This is a genomic window from Klebsiella sp. I138 (genome assembly GCF_051131765.1).
In the GTDB taxonomy this organism is placed as follows: Bacteria; Pseudomonadota; Gammaproteobacteria; order Enterobacterales; family Enterobacteriaceae; genus Klebsiella.
In genome coordinates, this window is sequence record NZ_CP180447.1 from 961,925 (window position 1) to 980,835 (window position 18,911).

20 protein-coding genes are annotated in these 18,911 nt (G+C 57.1%); 12 read left to right on the top strand and 8 right to left on the bottom strand.

The genetic code is table 11. The features are described from left to right. The first annotated feature begins 63 nt into the window (after nucleotides 1-63). The 7 genes from sufA (at nucleotide 64) to ldtE (ending at nucleotide 6,701) form a co-directional block, all read left to right on the top strand. Nucleotides 64-441 (top strand): Fe-S cluster assembly scaffold SufA, encoded by a 378-nt coding sequence (gene sufA, locus ACMYSK_RS04415; RefSeq protein ID WP_434640521.1) that lies wholly within the window; start codon nucleotides 64-66, stop codon nucleotides 439-441. Between the two features lie 2 nt (nucleotides 442-443). After that, nucleotides 444-1,931 (top strand): Fe-S cluster assembly protein SufB, encoded by a 1,488-nt coding sequence (gene sufB, locus ACMYSK_RS04420; protein WP_434640523.1) that lies wholly within the window; start codon nucleotides 444-446, stop codon nucleotides 1,929-1,931. 31 nt (nucleotides 1,932-1,962) lie between these two features. After that, nucleotides 1,963-2,709, top strand: coding sequence for a Fe-S cluster assembly ATPase SufC (sufC, locus tag ACMYSK_RS04425; RefSeq protein WP_434640525.1), 747 nt, complete (start codon nucleotides 1,963-1,965; stop codon nucleotides 2,707-2,709). Continuing rightward, nucleotides 2,684-3,958: a Fe-S cluster assembly protein SufD gene (gene sufD / locus ACMYSK_RS04430; protein ID WP_434640527.1), complete on the top strand. Its 1,275-nt coding sequence runs from the start codon at nucleotides 2,684-2,686 to the stop codon at nucleotides 3,956-3,958. The genes sufC and sufD overlap by 26 nt, the downstream gene beginning before the upstream one ends. Beyond that, nucleotides 3,955-5,175 (top strand): cysteine desulfurase SufS, encoded by a 1,221-nt coding sequence (gene sufS / locus ACMYSK_RS04435; protein ID WP_434640528.1) that lies wholly within the window; start codon nucleotides 3,955-3,957, stop codon nucleotides 5,173-5,175. Before sufD ends, sufS begins: the two co-directional genes overlap by 4 nt. A gap of 11 nt (nucleotides 5,176-5,186) precedes the next feature. Next, nucleotides 5,187-5,603, top strand: coding sequence for a cysteine desulfuration protein SufE (gene sufE / locus ACMYSK_RS04440; RefSeq protein WP_434640530.1), 417 nt, complete (start codon nucleotides 5,187-5,189; stop codon nucleotides 5,601-5,603). 99 nt (nucleotides 5,604-5,702) lie between these two features. Then, entirely contained in the window at nucleotides 5,703-6,701 is a 999-nt protein-coding gene (gene ldtE, locus ACMYSK_RS04445; RefSeq protein ID WP_434640532.1) for a L,D-transpeptidase LdtE, read from the top strand. A 66-nt stretch (nucleotides 6,702-6,767) separates the two neighbouring features. On the opposite strand, the gene lpp is transcribed toward ldtE, so the two are convergent. The 3 genes from lpp to ynhH all read right to left on the bottom strand — a co-directional run bounded on the left by lpp (nucleotide 6,768) and on the right by ynhH (nucleotide 9,013). Further along, a complete protein-coding gene (gene lpp / locus ACMYSK_RS04450; RefSeq protein ID WP_001082307.1) occupies nucleotides 6,768-7,004 on the bottom strand; it encodes a murein lipoprotein Lpp in 237 nt (78 codons plus the stop codon). Between the two features lie 313 nt (nucleotides 7,005-7,317). Further along, a complete protein-coding gene (pykF, locus tag ACMYSK_RS04455; RefSeq protein WP_434640534.1) occupies nucleotides 7,318-8,730 on the bottom strand; it encodes a pyruvate kinase PykF in 1,413 nt (470 codons plus the stop codon). A gap of 7 nt (nucleotides 8,731-8,737) precedes the next feature. Continuing rightward, nucleotides 8,738-9,013 (bottom strand): protein YnhH, encoded by a 276-nt coding sequence (ynhH, locus tag ACMYSK_RS04460; RefSeq protein WP_434640536.1) that lies wholly within the window; start codon nucleotides 9,011-9,013, stop codon nucleotides 8,738-8,740. Nucleotides 9,014-9,235: 222 nt separating this feature from the next. Here ynhH and fumD point away from each other — a divergent pair, with 222 nt between their 5' ends. Beyond that, nucleotides 9,236-9,451 carry a fumarate hydratase FumD gene (gene fumD, locus ACMYSK_RS04465; protein WP_434640538.1) on the top strand — a complete coding sequence of 72 codons (216 nt, stop codon included), beginning with the start codon at nucleotides 9,236-9,238 and terminating at the stop codon, nucleotides 9,449-9,451. Between the two features lie 27 nt (nucleotides 9,452-9,478). Here the strand turns inward: fumD and ACMYSK_RS04470 are convergent, their stop codons facing one another. After that, entirely contained in the window at nucleotides 9,479-10,117 is a 639-nt protein-coding gene (locus ACMYSK_RS04470; protein ID WP_434640540.1) for a TetR family transcriptional regulator, read from the bottom strand. Nucleotides 10,118-10,242: 125 nt separating this feature from the next. Here ACMYSK_RS04470 and ACMYSK_RS04475 point away from each other — a divergent pair, with 125 nt between their 5' ends. The 4 genes from ACMYSK_RS04475 to ACMYSK_RS04490 all read left to right on the top strand — a co-directional run bounded on the left by ACMYSK_RS04475 (nucleotide 10,243) and on the right by ACMYSK_RS04490 (nucleotide 15,148). Further along, nucleotides 10,243-12,096: a bifunctional sugar phosphate isomerase/epimerase/4-hydroxyphenylpyruvate dioxygenase family protein gene (locus ACMYSK_RS04475; protein WP_434640542.1), complete on the top strand. Its 1,854-nt coding sequence runs from the start codon at nucleotides 10,243-10,245 to the stop codon at nucleotides 12,094-12,096. Nucleotides 12,097-12,177: 81 nt separating this feature from the next. Then, complete coding sequence (locus ACMYSK_RS04480; protein ID WP_434640544.1) at nucleotides 12,178-13,500, top strand: MFS transporter; 1,323 nt, start codon at nucleotides 12,178-12,180, stop codon at nucleotides 13,498-13,500. Between the two features lie 11 nt (nucleotides 13,501-13,511). After that, the gene (locus ACMYSK_RS04485; RefSeq protein ID WP_434640545.1) at nucleotides 13,512-14,348 is read left to right on the top strand and encodes a shikimate dehydrogenase family protein; all 837 of its coding nucleotides are present in this window, start codon (nucleotides 13,512-13,514) and stop codon (nucleotides 14,346-14,348) included. A 59-nt stretch (nucleotides 14,349-14,407) separates the two neighbouring features. Continuing rightward, complete coding sequence (locus ACMYSK_RS04490; protein ID WP_434640546.1) at nucleotides 14,408-15,148, top strand: substrate-binding domain-containing protein; 741 nt, start codon at nucleotides 14,408-14,410, stop codon at nucleotides 15,146-15,148. Here ACMYSK_RS04490 and ACMYSK_RS04495 read toward each other — a convergent pair. The 4 genes from ACMYSK_RS04495 to ACMYSK_RS04510 form a co-directional block, all read right to left on the bottom strand. Further along, nucleotides 15,132-15,881: an ABC transporter ATP-binding protein gene (locus ACMYSK_RS04495; protein ID WP_434640548.1), complete on the bottom strand. Its 750-nt coding sequence runs from the start codon at nucleotides 15,879-15,881 to the stop codon at nucleotides 15,132-15,134. The genes ACMYSK_RS04490 and ACMYSK_RS04495 overlap by 17 nt on opposite strands. Further along, a complete protein-coding gene (locus ACMYSK_RS04500) occupies nucleotides 15,881-16,885 on the bottom strand; it encodes a FecCD family ABC transporter permease (protein WP_434640549.1) in 1,005 nt (334 codons plus the stop codon). Before ACMYSK_RS04500 ends, ACMYSK_RS04495 begins: the two co-directional genes overlap by 1 nt. Further along, nucleotides 16,875-17,936 (bottom strand): ABC transporter substrate-binding protein, encoded by a 1,062-nt coding sequence (locus tag ACMYSK_RS04505; protein ID WP_434640550.1) that lies wholly within the window; start codon nucleotides 17,934-17,936, stop codon nucleotides 16,875-16,877. Before ACMYSK_RS04505 ends, ACMYSK_RS04500 begins: the two co-directional genes overlap by 11 nt. A 98-nt stretch (nucleotides 17,937-18,034) precedes the next feature. Then, on the bottom strand, nucleotides 18,035-18,841 hold the full coding sequence (locus ACMYSK_RS04510; RefSeq protein WP_434640552.1) for a DNA-binding transcriptional regulator: 807 nt from the start codon (nucleotides 18,839-18,841) through the stop codon (nucleotides 18,035-18,037). Nucleotides 18,842-18,911: the final 70 nt, after the last annotated feature.

Genomic DNA, 18,911 nt, shown 5'->3' on the forward strand with positions numbered 1-18,911 from the left:
GTGATAATCGTTATCATTAACATGGCCGTATGCCCTGATGGCGCTAACCAATGAGGTAGAGCGATGGAATTAAATGCAGGAACCTTCAATCCCGACGATTTTAACTGGCGTGGTCTGATGATGACTCCCGCCGCGGCCGCCCATATTTGTCACCTGGTGAGCCAGCAGCCCGATAAGCAGGGGTTGCGTCTGGGTGTCAAAACCAGCGGTTGCGCCGGCTTTGCTTACGTCCTTGAGCTGATTGCCGAGCCTGCGGAAGACGACCTGCTGTTCGAACGCGACGGGGCCAGACTGTGGGCGCCGCTACAGGCTATGCCGTTTATCGATGGCACAGAGCTGGATTATGTTCGGGAAGGATTAAATGAAATCTTTAAGTTTCATAACCCGAAAGCGCAGCATGAATGTGGCTGCGGTGAAAGCTTTGGGGTTCAGGCGGAGTAACTATGTCTCGTAATACTGAAGCAACTGACGATGTCAAAACCTGGTCCGACGGGCCGCTCAACTATAAAGAAGGCTTTTTTACCCGCTTAAAGACCGATGAGCTGGCAAAAGGCATTAACGAAGAGGTGGTGCGCGCCATTTCCGCCCGCCGCAATGAGCCCGAGTGGATGCTTGAGTTCCGGCTAAACGCGTTTAACGCCTGGCTGGAGATGGAAGAGCCGCACTGGCTGAAAGCGCACTACGACAAACTGGACTACCAGGATTACAGCTACTACTCGGCACCCTCCTGCGGTAACTGCGATGACACCTGCGCGTCAGAGCCAGGTGCGGTACAGCAAACCGGTCCTGGCGCCTATCTGACTGAGGAAGTCGAAGAGGCTTTTAATCTGCTGGGCGTCCCGGTGCGCGAAGGGCGTGAGGTGGCGGTCGACGCGATTTTCGACTCCGTTTCGGTGGCGACAACCTATCGGGAGAAGCTGGCGGAGCAGGGGATTATCTTCTGTTCGTTTGGCGAGGCAATCCACGACCACCCGGATCTGGTGAAGCAATATCTCGGTACCGTGGTGCCGGGTAATGACAACTTTTTTGCCGCGCTGAACGCAGCGGTAGCCTCTGATGGCACCTTTATCTATGTCCCAAAAGGCGTGCGTTGCCCGATGGAGCTGTCGACCTATTTTCGTATTAACGCGGAAAAAACTGGCCAGTTCGAGCGCACTATTCTGGTGGCCGATGAAGGCAGCTACGTCAGCTATATCGAAGGATGTTCCGCCCCGGTACGCGATAGCTATCAGCTACACGCGGCGGTGGTCGAGGTGATTATTCACAAAGACGCCGAGGTGAAATATTCCACGGTGCAGAACTGGTTCCCCGGAGACAACAACACCGGCGGGATTTTGAACTTCGTCACCAAACGTGCGCTGTGTGAAGGCGAGAACAGCAAGATGTCGTGGACCCAGTCAGAGACGGGCTCCGCTATCACCTGGAAGTATCCGAGCTGTATTCTGCGCGGCGATAACTCGATCGGCGAATTTTTCTCCGTGGCGCTGACCAGCGGACACCAGCAGGCCGACACCGGTACCAAGATGATTCATATCGGCAAAAATACCCGTTCGACAATTATTTCGAAAGGGATCTCCGCCGGGAAAAGCCAGAACAGCTACCGCGGGCTGGTCAAAATTATGCCGACGGCCACCAACGCGCGAAATTTCACTCAATGTGACTCGATGCTGATTGGACCGGACTGCGGCGCGCATACTTTTCCGTATGTGGAATGCCGCAACGACACTGCACAGCTGGAACATGAAGCCACCACCTCGCGGATCGGTGAAGACCAGCTGTTCTACTGCCTGCAGCGCGGCATCAGCGAAGACAATGCTATTTCAATGATCGTCAACGGCTTCTGTAAAGACGTCTTCTCAGAGCTGCCGCTGGAGTTTGCCGTCGAAGCGCAAAAATTGCTGGCTATCAGTCTGGAACACAGCGTCGGCTAAGCGCCAGGCACTACGAATTAAGGGAAATGAGATGTTAAGTATCAAAAACTTGCAGGTTGCCGTTGAAGACAAAGAGATCCTGCGTGGCCTGGATCTGGACATCCGGCCTGGGGAAGTACACGCCATCATGGGGCCAAACGGCTCCGGGAAAAGCACCCTGTCCGCGACCCTTGCCGGACGTGAGGACTATGAAGTCGTCGGCGGTAGCGTGGAGTTTAAAGGAAAAGATTTGCTCAGCCTGGCGCCGGAAGACCGCGCGGGCGAAGGGATCTTTATGGCTTTCCAGTATCCGGTAGAAATTCCTGGCGTCAGCAACCAGTTTTTTCTGCAAACGGCGCTCAATTCGGTGCGCAGCTATCGCGGCCAGGAAGAGTTAGACCGTTTCGATTTCCAGGATCTGATGGAAGAAAAAATTAAGCTGCTGAAGATGCCGGAAGATTTGCTGACCCGGTCGGTCAACGTCGGCTTCTCCGGCGGTGAAAAGAAGCGCAATGATATCCTGCAAATGGCGGTGCTGGAACCGGACCTGTGTATTCTGGATGAATCGGACTCCGGGCTGGATATTGACGCCCTGAAGATCGTGTCTGATGGCGTTAATGCCCTGCGCGACGGTAAGCGCGCTTTTATTATTGTCACCCACTATCAGCGTATTCTCGACTATATCAAGCCTGATTACGTCCACGTGCTCTATCAGGGGCGAATCGTCAAATCCGGCGACTTTACCCTGGTCAAACAACTGGAGGAGCAGGGCTATGGCTGGCTTACCGAACAACAGTAACGCGTTGCAACAGTGGCATCATCTGTTTGAGGCGCAGGGCGAACGGCGCACACCCGAGGCACGCCAGCATCTCCAGCAGGTATTGCGTCTTGGTCTGCCGACGCGTAAGCATGAAGAGTGGAAATATACGCCGCTGGATGCGCTGACTAAAGGGACCTTTGTTGCGCTTCAACCCGGCACGCTGACGGCCGCAGAGCGGGACGCGCGGGCGCTATCGGTGGATGCCTGGCGGCTGGTCTTTATCGACGGGCGGTTCAGCGAGACGTTAAGCGATAATCTGGCAGACAGCGGCTACGACGTTAGCGTGGAGGCGCAGCGTCAGGGATTGCCTGACCCGGTGCTGCCGGAAGTGTTCCTGCACCTCACCGAAAGCCTCGCGCAGACGGTAACGCGGATCCGCGTGAAGCGTCATCAGCGACCGGCGAAGCCGCTGCTGCTGATGCATGTGACGCGTGGCGGTACGGGCGACGACATGAACACCGCGCATTATCGCCATCATCTTGAGCTTGAGAGCGGCGCAGAGGCCACCATTATCGAGCACTATCTGAGCCTGGATGAACAGCGCCACTTTACCGGCGCGCGACTGACGATGTCGGTGGCGGATAACGCCCATTTGCAGCACATCAAGCTGGCGTTTGAGAATGCCCAGAGTCAGCATTTTGCCCATAACGATCTCTCGCTCGGTCGCGATGCTTCGGCCTTTAGCAGCAGTTTCCTGCTCGGTGGCGCGGTGCTGCGGCACCACACCAGCACGCATCTGCTGGGGGAAAACAGCAACCTGCGGATCAACTCCCTGGCGATGCCGGTCAAAAATGAGGTTTGCGACAGCCGGACCTGGCTCGATCATCGGGTGGGCTACTGTAACAGCCGTCAGCTGCATAAGACCATCGTCGGCGATAAAGGACGAGCGGTCTTTAATGGCCTGATAAATGTCGCGAAGCACGCGATTAAGACCGACGGCCAGATGACCAACAATAATTTGCTGCTGGGGCGTCTGGCGGAAGTGGATACCAAACCACAGCTGGAAATTTATGCTGACGACGTCAAATGCAGCCACGGAGCCACCATCGGGCGTATTGATAACGAACAGCTGTTCTATCTTCGCTCGCGCGGCATTACCCAGCAGGCGGCGCAGCATATGATCCTCTACGCGTTCGCCGCCGAGCTGACGGAAGCTATCAGTGATGACGCGCTCAGGGCACAGATTCTGGCACGAATTGGCCAACGTTTACCGGGAGAGCCCGCATGACATTTTCAGTTGAACGGATACGCGCGGATTTTCCGCTGCTTAGCCGGGAGGTCAACGGTCAGCCGCTGGTCTATCTCGACAGCGCGGCCAGCGCGCAAAAACCCGAGGCGGTGATTCGCGCCGAGGCGGAGTTTTATCGCCACGGCTATGCCGCCGTCCATCGCGGTATTCACACTCTGAGCGCAGAGGCGACGGCGCGGATGGAACAGGTGCGCCAGCAGGCGGCGACGTTCCTGAATGCGCGCTCAGCCGAGGAGCTGGTATTCGTACGCGGGACCACCGAAGGGATCAACCTGGTGGCCAACAGCTGGGGGAATGCGAACGTCGGCGCCGGCGATAACATCATCATCAGCGCCATGGAGCATCATGCCAATATCGTGCCCTGGCAAATGCTATGTCATCGCGTTGGGGCTGAGCTGCGGGTTATTCCGCTCACGCCTGACGGCACGCTGCAGCTGGATGCTATTCCGGGTCTGTTTGATGAACGCACCCGCCTGCTGGCCATTACCCAGGTTTCTAACGTATTGGGGACGGAAAACCCGCTGGCAGCCCTGATTCCGCTGGCCCGACAGCATGGGGCTAAAGTGCTGGTGGACGGAGCGCAGGCGGTGATGCACCACGCGGTAGATGTGCAGGCGCTGGACTGCGATTTTTACGTCTTCTCCGGGCATAAGCTGTATGGCCCGACCGGGATTGGGATCCTCTATGCGAAAGAGGCCCTGCTACAGGACATGCCGCCGTGGGAAGGGGGCGGGTCGATGATTGCCACCGTCAGCCTGACGGAAGGAACAACCTGGGCGAAAGCGCCGTGGCGCTTCGAAGCCGGGACACCCAATACCGGTGGGATTATTGGCCTTGGTGCGGCGTTTGAGTACGTCAGCGCGCTGGGCCTTGCGCACATCGCCGAGTATGAGCAGACGCTAATGCGCTATGCCTTGCAGGCGCTGAGGGCGGTTCCCGATCTGACGCTCTATGGTCCGGACGCACGCCTGGGGGTGATTGCCTTTAATCTTGGGGCACATCACGCCTACGATGTGGGCAGCTTCCTCGACAATTACGGCATTGCGATTCGTACCGGCCATCATTGCGCAATGCCGCTGATGGCGTTCTATAACGTGCCGGCCATGTGTCGGGCTTCGCTGGCGATGTACAATACGACGGAAGAGGTGGATCGGCTGGTCGCAGGGCTACAGCGAATTCACAAGCTATTGGGCTAAAGGAAGCAATCATGGCGGCGTTACCGGATAAAGAAAAACTCCTGCGCAACTTTACGCGTTGCGCGAACTGGGAAGAGAAGTACCTTTATATTATCGAACTTGGCCAGCGCCTGGCGCCGCTGAGCGCCGCTGAGCATAGCGCGGAAAATATTATTCAGGGTTGCCAGAGCCAGGTGTGGATTGTGGTCGAACAGCTCGACACAGGCGTGTTATCGCTGCGCGGCGATAGCGATGCGGCGATCGTCAAAGGGCTAATTGCCGTGGTATTTATCCTCTACGACCAGATGACGGCGCAGGACATCACCGACTTTGATGTCCGCCCGTGGTTTGAAAAAATGGCGCTGACGCAGCATCTTACGCCTTCGCGGTCGCAGGGGCTGGAAGCCATGATTCGCGCAATTCGCGCGAAAGCCGCAAATCTTAGCTAGAATAAAACAGGTAGATTTCATTCTGTTACGTCAGGCCGGATGTTGTGTCAGCCTGACGACAGATCCTGGCGTTTTATCAGCGAAAGAAGGAATCTCAGTATGAAACGCGCATCTCTCATCACCGTAGCCCTTCTGACAGCCCTCAGCGCGCAGCACGGCGCCTGGGCGGTAGATTACCCTCTTCCCCCTGCTAACAGTCGGATCATTGGCCAGAATCAATGGTGGACGGTTCAGGAAGGGGATCGCAATCTGCAGGCTATCGCCCGCCATTTCGACACGGCGGCGATGCTGATTCTCGAAGCTAACGACACGCTGGCGCCGGTAGAGCCGAAACCCGGCACTCAGGTATTAATTCCCTCTCAGATGCTGCTGCCGGATGTTCCCCGGGAAGGTATCGTCGTGAATCTGGCAGAGCTGCGGCTGTATTACTTCCCGCCGGGGCAGAACCAGGTTCAGGTTTACCCGCTGGGAATTGGTCAGCAAGGACTGGAAACGCCGGAGATGACCACGCGCGTAGGGCAGAAGATCCCTAATCCGACCTGGACGCCAACGGCGGGCATCCGCGCGCGTTCCCTGGAGAAAGGCATCAAGCTGCCCCCGGTGGTACCTGCTGGGCCGAATAACCCGTTAGGACGCTATGCGCTGCGTCTGGCGTACGGAAACGGCGAGTATCTGATCCACGGTACCAGTGCGCCGGATAGCGTTGGCCTACGGGTCAGTTCGGGCTGTATGCGCATGAACGCGGCCGACATCCAGGCGCTGTTTAACCAGGTTAAAACGGGGACGCCGGTTCGCGTTATCAACCAGCCGGTGAAATTTGCGATTGAGCCGGACGGTAAGCGCTACGTCGAGGTTCATCGGCCTCTGACCCAGGATGAGACAGGCGACACCCGAACGATTGCGTACACGCTTCCTGCGGCCTTCCATCAGTTTGCCGGGGATAAGGCCGTCGATGATGCGCAGCTCAAAAAGGCGCTATCACGACGTGCGGGTTATCCGGTCGTGGTCTCTACGGGTAATGATGTGGCGGCAGGCGGGACGATGCCGACAATGTCAGCGCAGAACGCACCGCTGGATGAGGCGAAAAGAGTACAGTAGCGGGACTGTGGAAGAGGGCAAAAAAAATGGCGCACAATGTGCGCCATTTTTATTACACAGGTACTATTACTTACGGTATTTAGTAGCCTGGTTGTCCAGACGCTGGTTAGCGCGTGCTGCGTCATCTTTAGCAGCCTGGACGTCAGAACGCATTGCGTTCACGTCGTTGCTCAGCTGGTCAACTTTAGCGTTCAGAGTCTGAACGTCAGAAGACAGCTGATCGATTTTAGCATTGCTGGAGCAACCAGCCAGCAGAGTAGAACCCAGGATTACCGCGCCCAGTACCAGTTTAGTACGATTCATTATTAATACCCTCTAGATTGAGTTAATCTCCATGTAGCGTTACAAGTATTACACAAACTTTTTTGGGATGAGAATATTTTTTTACGGTAATACGGTTATTTTTGATCGTTCGCTCAAAGAAACATCGAATTTGGCGGATTAGTTTAAAAATCTTTGTGAAAACAGCACGCTTCCATCGGATTCATCTTAGATAATCTCTTATTAAATAGTAAATTCCGATTTGCATTTTTATTAAGAGTAGCTAGTGAATGAATAAAAAAAAAGCGCCTCCGAAGAGGCGCCTTTAAAAAAAAACGAATTAACCTGTAAATTATTACAGCACGTGCACGGAAGCGGTATTGGTGGTTCCGCTCGGGACCAATGCCCCAGAGACCATAACAACCACGTCGCCTTTGCGCGCCAGGCCGCTCTGCAGCGCCAGTTCTTTACCGAGGATGTAGAAATCATCGGTAGAGGAGAGCTGCTCAACCAGTTGCGGAACAACGCCTTTAGTCAGCACCAGCTGACGAGCGGTGGTTTCGTTGGTGGTCAGTGCCAGGATAGTGGCATCCGGGAAGTATTTACGCACGGCGCGTGCAGATTTACCGCCCTGGGTCGCGACAACAATCAGCGGCGCTTCCAGTTTTTCAGCGGTTTCTACGGCACCACGGCACACGGCTTCGGTGATACGCAGTTTACGGTTGTCGTTATTGAATTCCAGACGGCTGGTCATCACGCGATCGGTACGTTCGCAGATGGTGGCCATGATGGTCACGGCTTCCAGCGGGTATTTCCCTTTGGCGGATTCGCCAGACAGCATCACGGCATCGGTACCGTCGAGGATGGCGTTCGCTACGTCGCCGGCTTCTGCGCGGGTCGGACGCGGGTTCTTGATCATGGAATCCAGCATCTGCGTCGCGGTGATAACCACTTTACGCGCGCGGATACATTTTTCGATGATCATTTTCTGGGCGAAGATAACTTCTTCGACCGGGATTTCAACGCCCATGTCGCCACGAGCAACCATGATGCCGTCAGACGCTTCGAGAATCTCGTCGAAGTTGTTCAGGCCTTCCTGGTTTTCAATTTTGGAGATGATCTGGATGTTTTCGCCGCCGTGAGCTTTCAGGTGCTCGCGGATTTCGACCACGTCAGAACGCTTACGGATAAAGGAAGCAGCAACGAAATCAACGCCTTGTTCGCAACCGAAGATCAGATCCTGCTTATCTTTTTCTGCCAGTGCCGGCAGGGCAATGGAAACGCCCGGCAGGTTAACGCCTTTGTTTTCGCCCAGGTCGCCGTTGTTCAGCACTTTACAGATGACGTTCTTACCTTCGATGGCGGTCACTTCCATCCCGATCAGACCATCGTCCACCAGAACGGTGTTGCCGACGGACAGGTCGGTGGTGAAACCTTCATAGGTTACGGCCACGATTTCGTTGTTACCCACGACAGATTTGTCGGTGGTGAAGGTGAAAGTCTGACCCGCTTTCAGGGAGACGTCATTGCCGCCTTCCAGTTTGATGGTACGAATTTCCGGGCCTTTGGTATCCAGCAGGATTGCGGCTGTCTTACCGGTTTTGCTCAGCACGTTACGCAGGTTCTTGATGCGTTGACCGTGTTCAGCATAGTCACCGTGAGAGAAGTTCAGACGCATGACATTCATGCCCGCGTCCAGCATTTTGGACAGCATCTCTTCGGATTCGGTTTTCGGACCGATGGTGCAAACAATTTTGGTCTTTTTCATGAAAGTTTTAGTCTTTAAGTTGTGAAGGATATGGAAATCTCGCTCCGTAGGCGCACGGCCGTGGAGTCAAACCTGTATTGCGAAAGTTGCTATGCCACGCTCTAAGAATAGGTGACAACAAAAGAGCGTGCAGAAGAAAGTGTGCTGGCGGTTCAGCCCATGAAAAGAGGCAGTATTTTATGCGTTTAGTTGTGCAGTCCAATGCGCTGAAACCATTCAAGAAAGAATCGGTGGGCATTATACGACGGTGAAACAAAAAAAGAAAATGAAAACGATGTTTCATTATTTGCCATAAAAATGTAACAAAAATCAAACTAATCCAAATCTTATCCGCAACACAAATTTTCACCAGTCGCCAGGAAAGATCGCCGCTATCACCCGGTTTTACCGTTTGTTTGCTCCTGGAAATAACCTACTGACGCAAAAATAAAGCGCTGGTTTGATTTATCAGAAAAACATATCAATAATGATTTGATTGATAATGATAATTTGCGAGTCGAAAAGAATGGGAAATAAAGCCAAAGACGACGAGTTGTATCAGGAAATGTGCCGGGTAGTGGGCAAAGTGGTGCTTGAAATGCGCGATCTCGGCCAGGAGCCAAAACATATCGTGATTGCCGGGGTGGTACGCACCGCGCTGGCCAACCCGAAAATCCCACGTTCTGAGCTGACCAAAGAAGCGATGGCGAAAGTGATTCACGCCTTGTCCGGGCACGATTAGGCTTTCCGGTACCTTGCGAGGATTGGCTCAGGAAATCACAAAACGCACCACCGCTTTCACCGCGATATCGCAGTGGTGGGCGACCATCTCTTCATCGTCGATGGTCGGCAGCGGATCGTCGAGATACAGGCTGTTGAAGGTATAAAAGTTTGACACCTGATAGAAGCTAAAGCTGCTGATTAGCCGGTGCACGTCCCGCGCCTGTAGCCCGTCCTGAAAAATTCCCTGCTGCTGCCCGCGCTGAAGAATATCCTCCAGAATCGACAGGGCGGTTCGATTCAGCGGTTTCAACTGCCCCGATGACTGTAGCCACTTCCCGCGCTGCATATTCTCCATACAGATAACTCGCATAAAATCCGCATGCGTCGCGTGATAACGCACGCTCCAGCGTACCAGCTGAACCAGCGCTTCTACCGGTGGGAGATGTTCCAGACCGAGCTGTTGTTCGGTTTCACGAATGCGCGCATAGACGTGTTGCAGTACCGCCTGGTACAGCTGCTCCTTCGTTTTGAAGTAGTAAACCACCATGCGTTTGGTGGTCTGCGCTTCGGTGGCAATTTGTTCCATGCGCGCTCCGGACAGCCCGTGTTCGGCAAAGACGACGATTGCGGCGGTAAAAATCCGCTCCTTCAGGGACTGTGCTTCATCATGAGCCACGACAGACATAACCACTCCTTTTTATCGAGAGACAGAAAATACACATAATGATCACAAATTAGCAACCTTGTGTGGCGTGAATGAACCAAATGATACATATTCAGGGCTCACGTCTGCTGAAGACACGAGGACCTATGCTGCGATCCATTGCCACCGTTTCGATTTCCGGCACCCTGCCTGAAAAGCTCCATGCTATTGCGGCTGCGGGTTATCAAGGCGTCGAAATCTTTGAAAACGATCTGCTTTATTATACCGGCACGCCGGCGGATATTCGCAATCTGGCGGCCGATTTAGGGCTAAAAATCACGCTTTTTCAACCCTTTCGCGATTTTGAAGGCGCCAGTCGCACTCAGTTTGTCGCGAATATGGAACGGGCGAAGCGAAAATTTGCCCTGATGCATGAGCTGGGCTGTGACACGTTGCTACTCTGCAGCAACGTGCAGCCGGACTGTTCTGCCGACGTTGCGTTACAGGTGGCGGATCTCGCCGCGCTGGCCGCGCTGGCGGAGCAGGAAAAGATCGTCATTGGATACGAAGCACTGGCCTGGGGAACGCACGTCAACCGCTGGTATCAGGCCTGGGAGCGGGTGAAAAGCGTAAACAGTCCGGCGCTGGGGATTGTTCTGGATAGCTTTCATATTCTGGCGCGCGGCGACAACCTGCACCGTTTACACGAAGTTCCGGTAGATAAAATCACCTTCCTGCAACTGGCTGATGCCCCGCTGATGAAGATGGACGTCCTCGAATGGAGCCGCCATTTCCGCTGTTTTCCCGGCCAGGGGCAGCTGCCGCTGGTGGACTTTGCCTGCGAGCTGACCCGCAGCGGTTATCGCGGCCCGTGGTCGTTGGAAATTTTCAATGACAGCTTCCGCGCCTCGCCGAATGGCGCAACGGCTAAAGATGGTTACCGTTCGTTGCAGTGGCTGGAAGAGCAGACTCGCCAGCGGTTGGCTGACAGCGACGCGACGCTTTTTGAGGCAGCGGCACTGCCAGCGTTTCTCGGACTGGAGTTTATCGAATTTGCCGCCAGCGCATCGGAAGCGCAGGTCCTTGGCCAGCGCCTGTCGCAGCTGGGTTTTAGTCAGGAAGGCCGCCACCGTTCGAAACAGGTTGCGCTGTGGCGCAACGGCGGTGCGCGAGCAATTGTTAACTACCAGCCGCATAGCTGGGCCGATCATTTCCACCAGCGCCACGGTGTTTCTCTGTGCGCCATGGCGCTGCGCGTGACGTGCAGTGCAGCGATTGTTGACCGCGCTCGCGCCTATGGCTATGCCACCTGGCAGGGGGATGCCGGGCCGAATGAAAGCCCTATTCCGGCGATTTGCGCCCCCGATGGCAGCCTGATCTACCTTATTGAGGCCGGCGACGATATCTACGCCCGCGATTTCCATCTGCGTGACACACCGACGCTGCGCGATGACTACAGCGGCATCGATCATCTGGCGCTAGGTATGGAGGCGGATAGCCGCGATAACTGGATTATTTTTTTCCGCACCGTCTTCGGTTTTACCCTCGAACATGAACAGACGCTACCGGACCCGTACGGGCTGGTACGCAGCCTGGCGGTTCACAGCCCGCAGGGCAATATTCGCCTGGCGTTGAATATTTCCCAGAGCCGCGCCACGCAGATTGCCCGCTCGGTTGCCTGCTATCAGGGGGCGGGTTTGCAGCACGCGGCTTTCGCCAGCCGCAATCTACCCCGGACGCTTGACGACCTGCCGCAGGTCTCCCTGCACGCGCTGCCGATTCCGGCCAACTACTATGAGGATCTGCTGGCGCGCTTTGGTGATGAGGTGAGCGTAGCAATGCTCCAGCGCCTGCACCTTCTCTATGACCGCGACCCCGGCGGCGGCGAATTCCTTCACCTGTATACCCGGCCGTTCGCGGCAGGGCGCTTTTTCTTCGAATTGACCGAGAGACGCAATGGTTATGCCCTGTACGGCGCGGCGAATGCCGCGGTTCGTCTGTCGGCGATGCAATACCGCTAATGATGTATCAAATGGTTCATTAAACACAACGATGTCAACACAATAACAATATTCATCTGCACCCTATGACAGGAAACGACTATGAACGCGTACAGCCAGAATCACACGGCGGCGGCAGAGGCCGCGGCCGTTGTGCCGCGCTCCCGGCGGCGGATTGGGATCCTCTCGCTGCTGGCCATCGGCACGATGATTAACTACCTCGACCGGACGGTATTGGGCATTGCAGCCCCCAGCTTAACGTCTGAACTGGGGATTGACGCGGCGGTGATGGGGATCGTGTTTTCCGCCTTTGCCTGGACCTATGCGCTGGCGCAAATTCCCGGAGGCCTGTTTCTCGACCGCTTTGGTAACAAGGTGACCTATTTCCTGTCGCTCACGCTGTGGTCGCTGTTCACTTTGTTTCACGGTATGGCGATAGGGCTGAAAACGCTGCTGCTGTGCCGCTTTGGGCTGGGAGTCAGCGAGGCACCCTGTTTTCCGGTGAACAGCCGGGTAGTCAGCGCGTGGTTCCCGCAGCAGGAAAGGGCAAAGGCAACGGCGGTCTATACCGTCGGGGAGTACCTTGGGCTGGCCTGCTTTTCCCCGCTGCTGTTCTGGATTATGGGCAGCTTCGGCTGGCGGGCGCTGTTTATCAGCGTCGGCATCGCGGGCGTGTTGTTTGCGCTGGTGTGGTGGCGCTGCTACCGCGAGCCGCACGAAGACACACGCCTCAGCCAGCAGGAGCGGGAGCATATTGTCAGCGGTGGCGGCCTGGTGACGGCGAGCGACCGGCAGACGGCTTTCAGCTGGCCGCTGGTGCGGCAGCTGCTGGGAAAACGACAGATTCTTGGTGCCAGCATCGGGCAGTTTGCCGGGAATACGGTACTGGTGTTCTTCCTCACCTGGTTTCCAACCTATCTGGCCACCGCACGGCATATGCCGTGGTTGAAGGTGGGGTTCTTCGCCATTCTGCCGTTCCTGGCCGCCGCCGGTGGCGTGATGTTCGGCGGCTGGATCTCCGACAAACTGATCAAGGCCACCGGGTCGGCTAACCTTGCGCGTAAGCTGCCTATCGTCGCCGGTCTGCTGATGGCCAGCAGTATTATTTCCGCCAACTGGTTGACCAGCGATCTGGCGGTGATCCTGGTGATGTCGTTCGCCTTCTTTGGTCAGGGGATGGTGGGACTGGGCTGGACGCTGATTTCTGATATTGCGCCGACAGGACTGGGGGGATTAACCGGCGGACTGTTTAACTTCTGCGCGAACCTTGCAGGGATCCTCACGCCGCTGGTGATTGGCTTTATCGTGGCGGCCTTCGGCGATTTCTTCTATGCGCTTATCTATATCGGCGGCGCGGCGCTACTCGGCGTCGTGGCGTATCTGTTTATTCTTGGCGATGTCAAACGCATCGAGCTATCGCAGTAAAGGAGCAGGGGATGATAATTAGTGGTAATACGCGGCTGATCGCGCATCTGGGCTATCCAACCGGCAGCTTTAAGGCGCCGATGATCTACAACCCGTGGTTCGACAAACAGCAGGTGGATGTCAAAGTCGTCCCCACGGGCGTGAGGCCAGAGGAGTTGGCGGCGCTGGTTCCGGCGCTGTTTACGCTGACCAATATTATCGGCGCGCTGGTGACGATGCCGCACAAGATTGCGACCTGCGGACTGGTGCAGCGCCTCAGCCCCACGGCGACCATTGCCGGTGCCTGCAACGCCATCCGCCGCGAAGCCGACGGCAGCCTGAGTGGCGATATGTTTGACGGCGACGGTTTCGTACTTGGCATCCGGCGTAAAGGGTTTCAGCCGGAGGGGGCACGCGCGCTGGTGGTTGGCTGCGGCGGCGTTGGGTCAGCCATTGCCGCCTCGCTGGCGGCGGCGGGTGTTCGCGCCCTCACGCTGCACGACAGCCGCGCAGAGGCCGCACATGCATTGGCCGCGCGTCTGCTGCAACACTATCCGGTGCTGGATATCAGCCTGATGCAGCGCGATCCGCAAGGTCACGATCTGGTGGTCAATGCCACGCCGCTGGGGATGAAGCCGGGCGACCCGCTCCCGCTGGATCCTCAGCGGCTGGCGCCCGGAACCTGGGTGGGCGAAGTGGTGATGACCCAGGCCTTCACGCCGCTGTTGCAAGCCGCTCAGGCTCGCGGTTGTCCGGTTCAGCGTGGCACCGATATGCTGTTTGAAATGATCCCGGCCTATCTGCGTTTCTTCAACCTGCCGGTGGCGACCCCGGAACAGCTGCGCGAGCTGGCGGAAATTCGCTACTGAATCGTTCGCGACCCGGTTACTATATTTCCTTGTTTCCGGGTATATAGCGAATCATCACGATGACCACTGCAATCGTTCTTCTGGCTGCGGGAAGCCTGAAAGGGGCATTTATCCCGCTGCTGGCACGTTTCCATCAGCAAACCGGTATTCTGGTCGAGGCTCATTTTGGTCCCGCGGGTCTGCTGCGCGAGCGCATTGAAGCCGGTGCGCCGTGTTCCGTTTTCGCATCAGCCAACCGCCAGCATCCTCAGGCGCTCTGCCTGGCCGGCCGGGCGGGGGAATGTCATTCGTTTGCGCGGAATCAGCTGATGCTGACCGCCCGTCGGGCCGCCTCTGGCGATGAGGCCGACTGGCTTACGCTCCTGACTAACCCTCAGCTGCGTCTGGCGACGTCGACGCCGGGCTGCGACCCCTCCGGAGACTATACCTGGCAGCTGTTTTCCCGGATTGAAGCCAGCTTTCCCGGCGCCGGCAGCGCCATGATGGCCCGCGCTCAGCAGTGGGTCGGAGGAAGGCAGTCGCTCAGCGTTCCGCCGGGAGAAACGGCGGGGGCGTGGCTGATACGCGCAGGGTTAACCGATCTGTTCATTGGCTATGCTCACTACGCCCGCCAAATGGTCATGAATGAGGATCTGCGAACGGTAGCCATCCCGTCGCCGTGGAATATCGAGGCGGATTATCAACTGACGACCCTCGACGAAAGCGCCGGGGCACAGCGACTGTGCCGCTTTATCCTCGGCCCTGAAGGCCAGCAGTTTTTGCAGACCGCCGGCTTTTTACCGGCTAGCGCAGAATCGTAAACTGCGGCGCCAGCAGCGGCACGTCCGAACCGGGGTGATGAATTTTGCGGACCGGCAGGCCGTAGGCGCGTTGCAGGTGAGGCTCGGTGAGCACCTCCGCGGAACGTCCTGCCAGCCATTCACCGGCCGGCAACAGCAGCAGCGTATGGCTGGCCACCTGCAGAGCGTGGGTAGGGTCGTGGGTGGTGAACAACACCGTACGCGACTGGCGGTGGGCCAGGTCGCTGATCAGCTGCAACACCACCTGCTGGTTGGAAAGGTCCAGCGCCGAGCAGGGTTCATCGAGGAGAATGTTCTGACTGGCACCGACCAGCGCGCGGGCAATCAGCACCAGCTGCTGCTGGCCGCCGGAGAGTGAACGAAATGCACAGCCTCCGAGATCGGCGATACCCAGCTGGCGCAGAGCCTCGTCGACCCGACGTTCATCCTCGGTGGCCGGCTGGGCAAACAGATCGACATGCCGGGCGCGGCCCATCAGCACCACGTCCCGCACCTGCCAGTTAAAGGCCGGGCGAAACGATTGCGGCACAATCGCCACGCCACCCTGCTGGTGAAAGCGCCCGCCAAGCGGCGGCAGCACGCCGGTCAGGGTGTCGAGCAATGTGCTTTTTCCTCGGCCGTTGGCGCCGAGCACCGCCCAGATTTCGCCGGGCAGGCAGTGCAGGCTGAGCGGTGTAAACAGCGGCTGGCGGTGGCCGTAGAGCAGTTCCTCCAGGCTAAGTGAGATGTTCATCAGACGACTCCCCGACGACGTGAGTGAATCAGCAGCCAGGTAAACAGCGGGGCGCCGAGCAATGCGGTAATAATACCGACAGGGATTTCCGCCTGGGTCAGCGACCGGGCCAGATCGTCTACCACTATCATAAACCCGCCGCCGAGCCAGAAGGCCGTCGGCAGCAAACGGCGATGATCGGCACCGACCAGCAGCCGTGCGAGGTGGGGGATAACCAGCCCCACCCAGGCGATGCTGCCGCTGACCGCCACCTGCGCTGCGACCAGAACCGCGCAGCATAGCAGTACGCCGCGGCGCAGTGCGGTGACCGAAACGCCGAGGCCGCGCGCGTCTTTCTCCTCCAGCGCCAGCAGGTTAATACGCCAGCGCAGCGCGAACAGGATAGCGGCGGTAATCAGAATCGGCAGCGCCATGATCGCCACTTTGTGCCAGTTGGCGGTGGCGAAGCTGCCCAGCAGCCAGAAGACAATATTTGGTAGCGTCTCTTCGGTGTCGGCCAGATACTGCATCAGGCTGACGAGGGCGGCGAAAAAGCCGCTGAGAATGATCCCCGACAAAATCAGCACCAGCGTATTTTCCCGCCCCTGCAGCGCCGCAATCAGATACACCAGCATCAGGGCCAGCAGGCCAAATCCGAAGGTGGAGGTCATCATCAGTAGCGTGTCGAGCCCCAGCAGGATGGCCAGCGTGCCGCCAAAGGCGGAGCCGGAGGTTACGCCGATGATATGAGGATCGACCAGCGGATTCTGGAACACCCCTTGCAGCGTGGCTCCGCAAAGACCCAGCGCGCCGCCGGCCAGCAGCGCCATCACCACGCGCGGCAGGCGAACCGACCAGACTATCTGTCCGGCTACGCCGTCGCCGGGCGACAGGTGACCCAACTGGCTGAACACCTCGCTCAGGCTCAGGTGATACTGGCCCGCACAGAGCGAGGCGAGCGCAATCAGCAGGGTTGCCAGCGCCAGCCCGCCTTGCAACAGCGCCGGATGACGATTACTGAGCATCCGCTGTCCACTTCACGCGATAAAATCGCTGGTAGTAATCCTGCGCTTTGGCATCCACGTCCACGCCTTTATAGCGGGCGGGATAGAGCTTTTTCGCCATCCACAGTTCACCAAGCGCCAGCGCTTCCGGCATCGGGTAGCCCCAGGCTTTGGCATATTCCGGCATCAGCCAGACGCGGTGATTTTTAACTGCATCAATACCTTGCCACTGCGGATCGGATTCAATCTGTTTAACGACCTGCGGATAACGGTCCTGGACAAAAATAACCTGCGGATCCCACTGTAAAACCTGCTCCAGTGAAACCTGGCGCGCGCCCTTGACCGACGCGGCCGCGACGTTCAGCGCGCCGGCATGTTTCATCATCAGACCGGTGTATTTACCGGAGCCGTAGGTATTGAGGTCCGGGTTTGCCATATAGACGCGTACCCGCTGGTCTTCGGGGATGTCGGCAACCGGCGCGTTAGCCGCTTTACGCGCCTCAAACGTCGCGTGAATCAGCTCTTCCGCCTGGCTTTTGCGATCGACCACTTCGCCGATCAGGCGAATACCTTCCTTCAACCCTTCGTTATAGGCCTGTTCTTCATCGGCCATCGACGGGTTCATCTTGTTTTTCTCACCGGCGGCATCCTGGCGGAGCGAGATGGCTACCACCGGGATCCCGGCATTCTGAATCTGCTGAATCATCGCCTGCGGGGCATAGTTGGCGACGAACACCACCTGTGGATGCAGCGCCAGCAGGCTTTCGATATTGACCTGGGTTAAATCTCCCGGCGTTGGCAGCTGTTCGATCCCCGGCATAAAACGGGCGAAAGCAGGGCCGAGCTGTTTTTTCCAACTGCTCATCACGCCGACAATCTCGTCGGAGGCATTGAGCTGCACCAGCAGATTTAGCGTCTGATGCTGGAGAACGACGGCGCGGGTAACGTGGTCAGGGAGCGTTACGTTGCGGCCGAGCTGGTCGGTGACGGTACGATCGGCAAAGGCATGACCGGCAAACAGGCAGGCGCTGACCAGCACCAGTCCCGGTAACAAACGGGGTAGTTTTGACATGAGAGGACTCGGTTGCGTGAGAAGAATCGCTGTGTATTAAAATATATAGCGTTAGCGGAAGCAATTTATACCGGCCCGTTTACCCATTCAGGACAAGTTTATTCGTAAAAAACCGCTTCTTCCGCCATTCGCGACTCAATCTGCGCGGCGACCTTTTGCAGCGGCGCCAGATATTTTTGCGTCGCTTGCTCGATAGTCATCGCTTTCGCCATATACACCAGGTTCAGGCAGCCAATGACCCGCTGCTGGCTGCGAACCGGCACGGCGATGGAGGCGATTTTTTCCTCCTGCTGCCAGCCGCGAAAATTTTCGCCGTAGCCCTGGCGTCGCGTGCGCTCAAGGATCGCCGCCAGCTTTTCCGGCTCCCGCGCCAGCTGATATTCTGCTTGCGGGCGTGCTGCCAGGATCTCGAGCACTGCCTGGCGCTCATGGTCCGGGGCGAAGGCCAGCCAGGTGAGACCTGACGCGGTCAGCAGAAGCGGGAGCCGGCGGCCGACCATCGCGCGGTGAAACGACAGGCGGCTGAAGCGGTGTGTGGTTTCACGTACTACCATGGCGTCAACATCCAGCGTGGAGATATCCGTCGGCCACAAGACTTCGCGCAACAGCTCCCCCAGCAGCGGGGTAGCGAGGGCAGAAATCCAATGTTCGTCACGAAATCCTTCACTCAGCTGACGGATCTTGAGGGTTAAACGAAAACTGTCATCCGAGAGACTGCGACGAACATAACCCTCCTCCTGCAGCGTTTCCAGCAGGCGTCTGACGGTGGTGCGATGCAGGCCGCTAAACTCTGCCAGCGTGCCGATCGTGGCGCCGCCGTCGAATTTATTTAACAAATTAAGTAACAATAATCCACGGGTTAATCCGCGGACTGTTTTGTAATCTGCCTGCCTGTTTTCGCTCATGTTACCTCAATAAATATCCATTCAAACAACGATGTGCACCTGGTGCACATCCGGTGATGTTTTGATTGTA